The sequence below is a fragment of the uncultured Winogradskyella sp. genome (genome assembly GCF_937958655.1).
GTDB lineage: Bacteria > Bacteroidota > Bacteroidia > Flavobacteriales > Flavobacteriaceae > Winogradskyella.
In genome coordinates, this window is sequence record NZ_CALGNH010000079.1 from 17564 (window position 1) to 29765 (window position 12202).

The window sequence follows — 12202 nt, forward strand, 5'->3', positions numbered from 1 at the left end:
CCATTGGCATAGCGTCAATGGCTTTTTTAAATAATACATAAAGTTTTGTACTTGTTTACGTTTTTCTGCACCTTTAAAGCTAAACTGTGGTGGTGTAGAGTAAAAGATTCATAATAATTGCAAAGACTACAGTTGCGAATAATATGCCTGCGAAAAAAAAAACTAATCTTTTTTTTGCTTTGCTTTTAGAGTTAATTTTAGATTTTGGTTTGCCTATTTTGTATACACCTTCCATAAATTCTATAATTTTTACTAATTACATTCAAACTTGTGTTTTATTTTCAGAATTGATTACTACTAATCATTGTGTTTGTACATATTCTTTTACTACAACTCTAACTTGCGTAAATTGTTTAATTAACCCTAGATTTTGTTGAATCTCTATGATTTGTTATATCAATAACTTTATGCTCCTCGTTAATAGCTTCGTTTAATTGGTTGTTGTAAAATGGAAAAATATCGCTTTTTTGTTCAATTATTTTTGCCTTAGATCCATTGATAGCAATAGGTTTTTGTAAAATATGAGGGGAGTTGCTAATTATTTTTAACCAGTCGCTGTTACTATAATCACCAATTTTATTTTTTTCTTTTGTTGGTATTAGGTCTTTATTAAAGAGCTGTTTAATTTGTATATTTAAAATTGCTGCTAACTCAATCCAAATAGTATCAGATAAGTTTTCTTTATTTATATTAATAAGTCTAACGGCTTTATCCATGCTCTTAACATAAGGTAACATGTTGTTACCTAATATTGAGTCTTCGGAGTATATATAAATTAATTGTCGGTTATGTTTAGCTAATATTCCCATAGTGTCTTTTGTACAAATTTAATTTTAGGATAAATTATAGAAGTGTTCAAAAGATTTTAAGTTTAACTCATAAGCCAAAGTTGGTTAATTATAATTTTATTTCTACTTAATATGGCTTACACACGGGTTTTTATAAAAAGAGGACAGTAAGCATACGTTAAGTTAAATATAGAAGTTACATTTATTAATAAGCCAACGAATCTTATAAGACGTGGTTAAACATAAAAAAGGCTTCTAATGATATAGAAACCTTTTTTATAATAAAAGTGACGATACTGCTCACCTAGAACTTTAGCAGACTTGTAATGTAATTATTAAATTACAAAATCATTCCCCACTTTTATACTTAAAGCGAAAGTGCTAGATTTTTAGTAATGCCATTAACTCAAATGCTTCAATTATTGTTTCTAATGCTGTATGACTTAAAGTAATACTTGCCAATAGAATAATATGGTCTAACTTATTAAGACCCAATTGTAATGCGCTTAGGATAGTTTATTCTGGTGATGCAGTCCTTGTATTAAAATGAAAAAAGTGTTCATAGATATGGACACTTTTAATAAAATGAGGTTTTCCGCTACTAACTAAACGCGGGACAATTAAAAATTAGTTTAATGGATTATTAACTAATTAACTAAATCTTTATAAAGGTAAGCCTTTAGGTTTTTGCTTTAGTTAATTAAAAGTAATAGAACAAAATTTAATAGTGATAGAGCAATTTTCGGGTTATTAATTCTGAAGACTTGTGTTTAGTGAATTTTAATTAGTTATAAGGTCTCATTATTAATTCATTATTTCTCCCGATGCCCTAAACTCAATGTCTTTGTTTTTGCCTTTTCTTTTAAATTCTACATCATAAAATGTGCCTTTAGACGCAGATATCACTTTTTCAACCTCGGTAATATCATCTTTGTCAAAATTGCCTTCAATAACTTTTTTAATCGCTTCGGGTAGATCTTTATAGTCAATACTAGTTTCTGTTTCTATCCAATTTCCTTTGGGAGAAAAATCTGCGCGGTATTTGGTTTTATTCATTTTAAAATGAGCCTCGAAGTTTCCATGAGAATCTATATGCCAGTCTGGATCATTTTCCCCTGGGTATTTAGACTGAAATGTCTTTTTTACCGCTTCTGGAGTTTGTTTTTCGCTCGCTAAATTGCAATTAGTTAATAACGCTAAAAATAAAATTATAATGTATTTAGTCTTCATTTTTGGATCGGATTGGTTATTTATCTATTATTAAATGATGAGTCTAAAGGCTGAAAAAAATCAGGTGCGTTGTACTTCATTTTCATTTTTCAGTACACGATCACCATCGTCTTGCACTATTAACAGTGCTTTATTTCCAGATTCACCTGTTCTGGTAACTTCATTGCCTTTAATGGTCTTCGTAACTTTTTTAGTGTAAGTTTCTTTAACTGTGCCATAAGCCATGCCGTTTCCCCATTTCCATTTTACTTTAGAGCCTTTCCGTATCATGTTTTATAAATTTTATTAAAATTAAGAATCTAATTTTAGATAGATTAACCCAATCAATTTTCTTTAAGATCGTGTTTAGAATTCTATATTTTAATGAGCAAAAATTTACTGTAAAAGAGGTAAGTAACATTGTTATAACAAATTAATTTTGACAAGGCAAATGTAATGATGGCGTAAAATAGCAGCACATCATCTAAAATAACAAAAGCTGCTTTTAATTTATAATTTATAAAAAAAATGAGTACTTACACAGAAACAGTAGGAAATAAGTTGAATGATTTATTGGAAAAAACGTATGACGCAGAGAAAGGTTATAAAAAGGCTGCAGAAAATGTTGAGCATTCTGGCTTAAAAAGTTTTTTTACCAGAAAGGCAAATGAGCGTTACAACTTTGGCCATGATCTAAAAGGTGAAATAAAATCCTTTGGACAAGAGGTTGATAAAGGTGGTAGCATAAAAGGAGACGCTCACAGAGCATGGATGGATGTAAAATCTTTATTCTCATCTGATAATGCCGAATCTATGTTAGAGGAAGCAATTAGAGGTGAGAAATCAGCTCTTAAAACATACAATGAGGTATTGAATGAAACGAGTTTACCGTCTTCAACACGATCATTATTATCTAATCAAATGGCAACTATTGAGAGTGAGTTGTCCACCATAAAACGTTTAGAAGATTTACAATAAGTAATAGTTTCTTGTAATTTTTTTAAGAACTATGTTAGTTAGGTTGGAAAAAGATATCATTAATTTGATATCTTTTTTTATTAGGTATGAATTAATTTTCTGAGATTTTAGCGATAAGTGATTCCGTTTTACTCAACTGCTTAATACGGTTTTTATAAGCTTTTGGACTGCACCCAAATTCTAATTTAAATATTTTACAAAAGTAACTTCTACTGGTAAAGCCTATACTATAAACAATTTCAGAGACGTTAAAATCTGTGGTATGCATTAAATGTTCTGCTTTTTGAAGTCTTACATGACGTATAAAGTCTGATACGGTTCTGTTAAATAATAGTTTAAATCCATCTTGTAGCTTTGCTGGTGATAGGCTAGTTTCTCTACTTAACATATTTATAGAATATTGTATCTCTGGTGTGCTTTTTATACGATCACTTAAATCGCTAATTCTTTTAAGCTCGTTAAAGGTAAGTTTAGTATCTATTTTATTAGCTTCGGTTAAATTTAATGCTACCCGAAAATGATTAGCTAACATATGATAAATACTACCTTCTGCCGATAGGTACTTTACGTTTTGATTATCTTTAATCTGTTCGTAATAGTTTTTAAAATGCTCTGCTATTCTTAGGTCATAATCACCAGGTATAAAAGTGCGATCTCTTTTATTTAAATCATTAATAAATTTTAAGGCTGTTATAGAAAATTCATCATCATTTTTATCAAATAAACTTGTGTATACCTTCTTTCTTAAGCTAATAATGCTAAAAACGGTTCTAGTATTCTTTTTTAGTTTTAATTGAGAAATACATGGAGCTTTATTTGCAATTATGGCCGTTTGAAGTTTATTAACGGTGCCTTTTAAACTATTATCTTTTTTAGAGTATTCAACATTACCTTCATGCATGTACATAAACTGTATGGTGTCAATTTTTGTACTACTTATAGGGATTTCAATATCTGTATAAGGAAATAAATCTAAATTAAATGTAACAATACCGTTTGAGTGTTTTAAACATTTAATAAATCCTTTCCCAATAACATTATTGGTATTTATAAATGCTAATTTTGAGCCATTAATAAATTCGCCTTTAAGTAATTTTTCAATCGTAGAAAAATCATGGAATTCATTGATATAACAATCATTTCTATACATTGATTAAAAGGTTTGTTTACTACAAATATAGTCACTTGGTACTGGCTTTATTAACACTAATGAGTTTTTGTTTAACGTTTATAAGCTAGTTTAAAATCACTTAACGATTTGGGTCATTAATTGATTGATATAAGATAAAATAGCGCAAGAAATATCATTAAATTTGAATAAAAAGAGCTGATTATGTGTTATAGATTATCGAATACCGCAGAGAGAGACACAATTGAAAAGGAGTTCAATGCTACATTTAAATTCCCCAAATTGCACAAAAACAACCCTGTAATAAATGGTTTAGAAGAATCGTTTATTTCTGTTATTACAGCAGAAGATCCTAAGTCTATCTCTTATGCTATTTGGGGAATATTACCAAAACAATTTGAAGATGATTGGGAGTACTATCAAAATGTTCAAAATACATTAAATATTGAGAGTGATAAAATTGAACAAGAACCACTTTATAATGAAGCACTTATTAATAGAAGATGCCTAATTATTGTTACAGGGTTCTTTACCTATTATCTTTATAGAGGTACATTGTATCCGTATTATGTACATTTAAAAAATGATAGTCCATTTGCTTTGGCTGGTGTTTATAATGAACTTAAGGATGGATTTTTAACCTGTGCCTTAGTATTATCCGAGGCAAACTCTTTTATAAGTAAAATACATAATTACGATCATAAAATGCCGTTTATCTTAAACGCTGAGCACCAAAACAGGTGGTTAGATAAAGATTTAGATAGCACTAAAATCTACCAGTTATTTGAGGAGAAAGCTGATTTAGATTTTAGAGCTCATCCTATAGCAAAGGAGTTTCATAAAGTTGGAGTCACTTATGATTCTGTATTAGAACCTGTTTTTTACAAGGGTATACCTAAATAATAAAAAAAGTTTAAGCCTTTTTATTTTTAATTTTAGTTCGATACTCATTAGGTAAAATACCATAACGTTCATTAAATATTTTACTAAAGTAACTTCGGCTTTTAAATCCAATATTGTAAACAATTTCTGAAATTGACAAATCACTATTTGTTAGTTGGTCTCTAGCGACTTCTAATTTTAAATCTCTAGTATATTCATTTACAGTTTTTGAGTAGAGCATTTTAAATCCTAGCTGAATTTTTTTTGGCCCAAGACCAGAGATTTTTGATAGTTCAGCAATAGTTAATGAGTCCGCAAGATGGTCTATTATATAGTTAGATAATTCTTGGATTTTTTTAATTGTATCCTTAGAGATTGAATCTACTAATGGTAGTCCAGATTCTGAATTTTGGTGTTCTAAAATTTGCATGGCCATTATAAGATTCAGTTGGCCTTCAATAGATAACGTTCTTATAACACCATTATCATAAGAGTCTCCAAGCTGTTTAACCTGATCTGCAATTTGTAAGTTATAATTGCCCAGATGTTTAAAGGAAGTATTTGGATCATTATCCTTAAAAACAGATTTTAAAACTTTATCTAAATACTGAACATTGTTATTTTTCTTTTTTAAATAGTCTTTAGTAACTACCTGAATAAAATTAACCTTTACTTGTTGTGATTTAGGGAATATAAATGTCTTCTTTTCGCTATCTAAACTAGAAACGATGATGTTTTGATAGCGTTCTAGGTTAACAAATTCCTCTGTAGAATGGTTTTTATATTCTAAGTAGCCCTCCGAGATAAAAATAAATTCAACTAGCTTTTTATCTACTGTTTTAAAAACAATTTTAGTTACTTCTTTAAAATTAACATCAAAGTCTAATAGAGATAAGCCCCAATCAAAGCCTATGCTTCTTATGGTTCCTTCTCCAAATTCATTCTTAAAAGAGAGGGTGTATTCTCCCCATTGTTCAATTAACTCTCCGCCCAATGCAACATTAAGTTCATTGATAGTGTCTTCAATGGTAGTGTTGTTTACAAAAATTTCTCGCATCCTTAATTTTTCCGTTTAGGGTTTTATTGAGATGCTAAATTCTTACTATTTACAGGGATTTATTGGTGATTTTGAAAGATAAATTAACGTTTTTGGGCACATTTTGTGCAACTATTAGGTTAAATTGTTAAAAAATTTTGAATTTTAAAAGAATTTAATATTGTCTATCATCCTGTATTTGTTTGTCTTATCTTAAATTTATAGGCCTTTGGCGTTAATCCGTAACGCTTTTTAAAAATCTTAGAAAAGTAACTTCTAGAGTTAATACCTATCTTGTAGGTAATTTCAGTAATATTTAAATCTGTAGTTTCTAGAAGTTCTTTTGCTTTTTCTATTCTATGGTTTGTAATATATTCCTTTATGGAAGAATTATAAAGGCTTTTAAAGGCACGTTGTAATGTGTTTTGATTAATCCCAACACGCTTGGCTAAAATATCAATATTATCAACCGTATCAATTTCATTTTCTATAATCTCAACAGCCTCTTTTAATCGCTCAATAGTAGCTTGTCTTAAAATTTTTCGTTTATTCGGCGAGTTAAGGTCATCTATGTACTGTTGTATATGGCTTGTTAAAACGTCATAAGCCTTACCCTCTAAAGAGACTGATCTCATAAAACCTTCTAATTCAGACTCGGTAAATTCAGTAATTGTTTCTGATACATTAATCGAATAGTTTCCAATATAAATAAATTGTTTAATTCCATTAACATCTCTAAATAGTTCTACCAATTCATCATTCATATCCGATAGAAAATCTTCAATTTTTTTCTCAAATAGTTTTCTGTTAATTTCTATACTAAAAATACTAACAGACTCATTAGCTGGTATTTTAAACATATGGTTATCAGTGAGTGTACTAGATACCATAAGACTTTGTAGCGTTTTAATTTCTCTAAAGGATTCCTCTTTTTTAAATTTATGATAAAATGAAGATTCTCTGTTAAAAATAATCTTAAGTGGATGAATTACACCACGCTGAAGTTCAAAAACCAAATCATCTTTTAGCAAGTAATCCGTTTCTATAACACTTACACCATGGTCAAAGTTATAAGCTTTAACATAGCCAGATCCTACCGAACTAGGTATGCGCAAGCAGTATTCATTTTTATTAGTGACCTCATGCTCTATACCTAAACTTTTTGCCATGTCAATAACAATATTGCTAGCTTCAAAATCCGTAATATCAATTTTTTTTTCCATCATTATTCAACTTAATAAATGTACGTCGTAAATACGTTTAGGTTTTTCGTAGACTTGCGTAAATCTAATTAAATATAGCTAGAAGTGATAGACTTTTTTAAAGGTGTTAACATTTAACATTGTTATTTTGTCTTTAATTAAATGATATTCAGATATTTATAAAAAAAGGAAGTGCATCTACTTTTGTTAAATTGTCGATTTAAGATTGGAAACCTTAAAATAGATTTTCTTGTATTGGATTCATTTTATTATGGTTTAAACTAAATAAGTTGTATGCAGGTATTAGCTAAATAGTAGCTCAAATTAAAAATCACTTAAATTTTACTAGTTTATAACGTCTGTTAGATCTAATATTTTATGAGTTGCTACTTAAAACTTATGCTTTTCACACTAAGTAGAACAATTTTTTTTAGTGCTACAGCCTTGTAAATAATACCTTTTTTATGATTTGAAGTAAAGTATTTGTTTAATGTACGTTGCCTATTGGTTTATCATTGAAATTTTGAATAGATATTAGAAATAAAATAACGTAACGCATAAAAAAAAGCCCAGTATTTACATACTAGACTTTTACTGCTGTAGCGATATCGAGATTTTTAGAATCTTTTTTGGTTGCGATGACAATAGTAAAAGAAGCAATGCTATCGCATTGTTAAGATCTTTTTTTGTAGTTCTTCGTTTTGAAGCAAGCTCCAACTTAAACCACAAAAAAAGTCCAGCATTTACATGCTAGACTTTTACTGCTGTAGCGAGATCGAGATTTGAACTCGAGACCTCCGGGTTATGAATCCGACGCTCTAACCAACTGAGCTACCTCGCCAATTTTCTTCAAAAATAGGATGCAATTCTAATACTATATATTGCCCCATTAATGCGGCTGCAAATATAAAAACAAATTCTACTACAACAAACATAACAATCTAAAAAAAATAATTTTCGTTTAATGTTTTGAATTGTACCATAATTGTATATATTGACCCTATAATACAATGCTTATATGGACGATAAAGAAAAATATGAAATGGAGTTTGTGATACAAGCATCTCCTTCCTTAATATACCAATATATTTCCACACCTTCTGGACTGTCAGAATGGTTTGCGGATAATGTAAATTCTCGAGGAGAACTGTTTACATTTATTTGGGATGGCTCAGAGGAACAGGCTAAACTGCTAACAAAGAAAAGTGGAGAGCGTGTAAAATTTAGATGGCTGAGTGATGATGAAGATGGAAATACTTACTATTTTGAAATAAGAATACAGGTTGATGAAATTACTAAAGATGTATCTTTAATGATTACTGATTTTGCAGAGGACGACGAAATAGAAGAAGGTAAAATGCTTTGGGATAATCAAATCTCTAGTCTAAAACAAGTTTTAGGCTCAAGGTAACTCGTAACTAATTTAACTATTATATCTTTGTCTCGATTTAATTAAACCTAAATCGGGACATTTTTTTATGGTAAATTTCAACGGAAATATTGTGTCAGAAGATGCGTCGTTGCTAAGTGTTTCTAATAGAGGCTATAAGTACGGTGATGCTTTATTTGAAACTTTAAAGGTAGTTAACGGAACTATCTTTTTTTGGGAAGATCATTATTTTAGATTAATGGCTTCCATGCGTATTATGCGCATAGATATACCTATGAATTTTACAATGGAATTTCTAGAAGTAGAAATTTTAAAAACCATAGAAGCAAACAATTTATTAAATAGTGCTGCCAGAGTAAGATTAAATGTAGATAGAGGAGAGGGTGGTAAATATTTACCTAAAGACCAAGAAACTATTAATTATAATATTGTTGTAGAACCTCATAATGAGCCGTTTTACAAGGTAAACCCTGATAAACCCTATTCTGTAGATTTATATAAAGATTATTTTTTGGCTCCAAATTTATTGACAGGTCTTAAGTCTAATAACAAGGCTATAAATGTTATAGGAAGTATATACGCAAAAGAAAATGACTATGACAATTGCTTGGTTTTAAATACCAACAAAAATGTGGTGGAGGCTTTAAACGGTAATCTGTTTTTAGTAAAAGGCGATAAAATAAAAACCCCTCCTTTGGAGGATGGTTGTTTAAAAGGTGTTATGCGCAAACAGATTGTAGAGATTCTTTCTAACGATGTAAATCTTTTTATTGAAGAAGTATCTATTAGCCCTTTTGAACTTCAGAAGGCAGACGAATTATTTATAACCAATGTTATAAAGGGCATCGTTCCGGTAAGAAAATACAGAAAAAAAATCTATGACTGTGAATTTGCGCAAGCACTAGTAGGAAAGCTCAATGCTAAATTGCGTCTTTTGGCTTAATTGTAACTTGGATTTTCAGGTGCATTAGACCATATGCTATAGTGGCCACCTAATTCTAACATTTTTTCTCGCCAAAAGGATGGGCGGCATTTTCCTATAATATCATTGTTGTAAATATTTTCTGAGACTAGCCAGGCTTTGGACTCTAGCTCACTGTCAAGTTGTTCTTCGGCCCAACCAGAATATCCTAAAAAGAAACGAATATCATCTTTAAAAATTTTATTAGTATTAATGAGATCTAGGACAACATTAAAGTCACCACCCCAAAAAATACCATTAGAAATCTCAATACTGTTAGGTATTAACTCTGGAGATTTATGTATAAAGTACAGATTGTCTTGTTCTACAGGGCCGCCATTGTACACCTTAAACTTAGATTCTGTTCCATCTACTAAATCGCTAAGGTTATAATCTAAGGGTTTATTTAATATAAAACCAACAGAACCAAGGGAGTTATGATCGGCAAGAAGAATCACTGCACGATTAAAAGAGAGATCTCCAATAATGGATGGCTCCGCTATGAGTAAACTGCCTTTTTCTGGTTTTGACATAAAATGGATTGACTTTCTTAGTTCTAAACTATTGTTTTTTTGGTAATTAACCAACAAAATCTATTTAAAATTGAAACAAAAAAAGCCTGCTATAAAAGCAGGCTCAGTATTTTTTAAGAAAAAATATCTTAGTTTACAGCGTTACTTAAGTCAGAACCTGCCTTAAATTTCACTACATTTTTAGCTTTAATCTTAATAGTCTTTCCAGTCTGTGGATTTCTACCATCTCTCGCAGCTCTTCTAGAGACTGACCAAGAACCAAATCCTACTAAAGACACTCTGTTTCCTTTTTGTAATGCTCCTTCAATGTCAATTAACATAGAATCTAATGCTTTCTTAGCTGATGCTTTTGTGATTCCAGCATTCTCTGCCATACCATTGATTAAATCTGTTTTGTTCATAAATTTTAATTTTAATTGTTAAAAATTCGATTTTTTAAATAAGATTTCTAAAAATCCTTAGACAAAATTATCAGGAATATTAAGCTACGCAAGTAATAGCAAGGGAAATAGCCGATTTTGTTGATAAGTCATTGCATTTGTTAATAAAGAAACCTGTTTTATTATATTTTTAACAAAGCCAATGGTAATAAGGGTTTACAGAAGTTTTGCGTTTTTTGAAAATTCAAATCCATTTAAAAGTGCTCGTACTGGCATTTTTCGCTTGCCAGGAATCTGAAATTCTTCAACTTTAATAAATCCATTTCTACAAGCTACTTTCATTTCATAATTCTCAATTTTTATAGATCCATACTCGTAATTATGTAGAGCTTTAACTTTTTCTACCTTATAGAGTTTTACAGGTTCAAATTCGTCTTTACCATTATCTAAATAACACCATGCGGTAGGAAAAGGGTTTAAACCTCGTATCTTGTTATATATGGTGTCTAAATCTTGGGTCCAATCTATTTTGCAATTATCTCTATTAAGTTTGTATGCTGTCTTTAAATGTTTAGATGCAGGTTGAATAGTGGTAGCAACATCAGCGCTCTCAATACGTTTTACCGTATCTATTACGAGTTGGCTGCCTATAGTCATTAAGGTGTCATGCAATTCTCCTACAGTTGTATCGTCTCCAATATTGGTTTCTTTCTTTAATATAATAGCACCAGTATCAATTTTTTCATCTATAAAAAAAGTAGTCACTCCTGTTTTTGTTTCACCATTAATAATGGCCCAATGTATTGGAGCAGCACCTCTGTATTGCGGCAAGAGTGAAGCATGGAGATTAAAGGTGCCATATTCTGGCATTTGCCAAACGACTTTAGGTAACATTCTAAAGGCAACTATAATTTGTAAGTTGGCTTTTAAGGCTTTTAAGTCTTCAATAAAATTTTCGGCTTTTAAATTTTTTGGCTGTAATATATTTAGATTGTGCTTTAAAGCAAATTCTTTTACAGCCGATGCTCTTAATTTTTGGCCACGACCAGCCTTACGGTCTGGTGCAGTAATGACTCCAACTACGTTATAATCATTATCTAATAGAGATTTTAAGGTGGCAACAGCAAAATCTGGTGTGCCCATAAAAACGATTCTTAGGTCGCGTTTTTTAGTCATATTAGCGTGTACGTATTTTTAGTTGTCTGTTTAATGTTATTGGTTTCAATAAGTTCTGTAAGTGATTGAAGCAATTCTTTCTCAGAACAATTAACCCTATGTAATAGTTGGCGTGAAGATAAATCTTCTGTTTTTAAAGCCTCCACAATTTTATTAGAAATACCTTTAGTGGTTTCTAAAGTAATATTAGGTTTTTCTGAACAAACGGAACATTTACCACAATCCTTAACTGTCTTTTCTCCAAAATAAGATAGGAGCTGTCTGTTTTTACAAATACTATTGTTATTTACATAACTAAGAACGGCCTCAACTTGTTTGTGTTTTATTAGGTGTTGCTGTTTTATAATTTTAGCAAAAGGGTTAATGGTGATGTCATCTTCCCGTGGTTTTAAAAATGAAATTTCAGAATCTGTATTAGCTATTTGCAAGTTTATTATAGCATCTTTTTCTAAGTGCTGTAATTGCGAAATCACTTCTATTTCGTTGCTATTAGATTTTTGTATAACAAGATTAAGGTTCACTTTAGTTTCATAATCAA

Annotated in this window: 14 protein-coding genes and 1 tRNA gene; 4 read left to right on the top strand and 11 right to left on the bottom strand. The window is 30.2% G+C overall.

Annotated features, from left to right (window positions below; translation table 11 throughout):
* Window positions 1-353: 353 nt before the first annotated feature.
* The 3 genes from Q0800_RS13305 to Q0800_RS13315 all read right to left on the bottom strand — a co-directional run bounded on the left by Q0800_RS13305 (window position 354) and on the right by Q0800_RS13315 (window position 2288).
* Window positions 354-809, bottom strand: coding sequence for a hypothetical protein (locus Q0800_RS13305; protein WP_299130640.1), 456 nt, complete (start codon window positions 807-809; stop codon window positions 354-356).
* Window positions 810-1592: 783 nt separating this feature from the next.
* A complete protein-coding gene (locus Q0800_RS13310; RefSeq protein ID WP_299130642.1) occupies window positions 1593-2018 on the bottom strand; it encodes a PepSY-like domain-containing protein in 426 nt (141 codons plus the stop codon).
* Between the two features lie 60 nt (window positions 2019-2078).
* On the bottom strand, window positions 2079-2288 hold the full coding sequence (locus Q0800_RS13315) for a DUF2945 domain-containing protein (protein WP_299130644.1): 210 nt from the start codon (window positions 2286-2288) through the stop codon (window positions 2079-2081).
* Between the two features lie 237 nt (window positions 2289-2525).
* Between Q0800_RS13315 and Q0800_RS13320 the strand changes: the two genes are divergently transcribed.
* Window positions 2526-2975: a PA2169 family four-helix-bundle protein gene (locus tag Q0800_RS13320; protein ID WP_299130646.1), complete on the top strand. Its 450-nt coding sequence runs from the start codon at window positions 2526-2528 to the stop codon at window positions 2973-2975.
* A gap of 91 nt (window positions 2976-3066) precedes the next feature.
* Here the strand turns inward: Q0800_RS13320 and Q0800_RS13325 are convergent, their stop codons facing one another.
* A complete protein-coding gene (locus Q0800_RS13325; RefSeq protein ID WP_299130648.1) occupies window positions 3067-4125 on the bottom strand; it encodes an AraC family transcriptional regulator in 1059 nt (352 codons plus the stop codon).
* A gap of 183 nt (window positions 4126-4308) precedes the next feature.
* Between Q0800_RS13325 and Q0800_RS13330 the strand changes: the two genes are divergently transcribed.
* Window positions 4309-5007: an SOS response-associated peptidase family protein gene (locus tag Q0800_RS13330; RefSeq protein ID WP_299130650.1), complete on the top strand. Its 699-nt coding sequence runs from the start codon at window positions 4309-4311 to the stop codon at window positions 5005-5007.
* 10 nt (window positions 5008-5017) lie between these two features.
* Here the strand turns inward: Q0800_RS13330 and Q0800_RS13335 are convergent, their stop codons facing one another.
* From Q0800_RS13335 to Q0800_RS13345, 3 genes are all read right to left on the bottom strand, one after another.
* Window positions 5018-6043: an AraC family transcriptional regulator gene (locus tag Q0800_RS13335; protein ID WP_299130652.1), complete on the bottom strand. Its 1026-nt coding sequence runs from the start codon at window positions 6041-6043 to the stop codon at window positions 5018-5020.
* Window positions 6044-6210: 167 nt separating this feature from the next.
* A complete protein-coding gene (locus Q0800_RS13340) occupies window positions 6211-7245 on the bottom strand; it encodes an AraC family transcriptional regulator (RefSeq protein ID WP_299130654.1) in 1035 nt (344 codons plus the stop codon).
* Window positions 7246-7991: 746 nt separating this feature from the next.
* A tRNA-Met gene (locus tag Q0800_RS13345) sits at window positions 7992-8065 on the bottom strand.
* A 177-nt stretch (window positions 8066-8242) separates the two neighbouring features.
* On the opposite strand from Q0800_RS13345, the gene Q0800_RS13350 reads away from it, so the two are divergent.
* Both Q0800_RS13350 and Q0800_RS13355 read left to right on the top strand, forming a co-directional pair.
* Window positions 8243-8635 (top strand): START-like domain-containing protein, encoded by a 393-nt coding sequence (locus tag Q0800_RS13350; protein WP_299130656.1) that lies wholly within the window; start codon window positions 8243-8245, stop codon window positions 8633-8635.
* Between the two features lie 67 nt (window positions 8636-8702).
* Window positions 8703-9557, top strand: coding sequence for an aminotransferase class IV (locus Q0800_RS13355; RefSeq protein ID WP_299130658.1), 855 nt, complete (start codon window positions 8703-8705; stop codon window positions 9555-9557).
* Here Q0800_RS13355 and Q0800_RS13360 read toward each other — a convergent pair.
* The 4 genes from Q0800_RS13360 to Q0800_RS13375 form a co-directional block, all read right to left on the bottom strand.
* A complete protein-coding gene (locus tag Q0800_RS13360) occupies window positions 9554-10108 on the bottom strand; it encodes a YqgE/AlgH family protein (protein WP_299130660.1) in 555 nt (184 codons plus the stop codon). The genes Q0800_RS13355 and Q0800_RS13360 overlap by 4 nt on opposite strands.
* Window positions 10109-10236: 128 nt before the next feature.
* Window positions 10237-10509, bottom strand: a complete 273-nt coding sequence (locus tag Q0800_RS13365; RefSeq protein WP_299130662.1) for an HU family DNA-binding protein — start codon at window positions 10507-10509, stop codon at window positions 10237-10239.
* A gap of 195 nt (window positions 10510-10704) precedes the next feature.
* Window positions 10705-11664 carry a methionyl-tRNA formyltransferase gene (gene fmt / locus Q0800_RS13370; protein ID WP_299130665.1) on the bottom strand — a complete coding sequence of 320 codons (960 nt, stop codon included), beginning with the start codon at window positions 11662-11664 and terminating at the stop codon, window positions 10705-10707.
* Window positions 11661-12202 (bottom strand): RecQ family zinc-binding domain-containing protein (locus tag Q0800_RS13375; protein ID WP_299130668.1); only part of this gene is annotated, 542 nt, incomplete at its 5' end. The genes Q0800_RS13375 and fmt, both read right to left, overlap by 4 nt.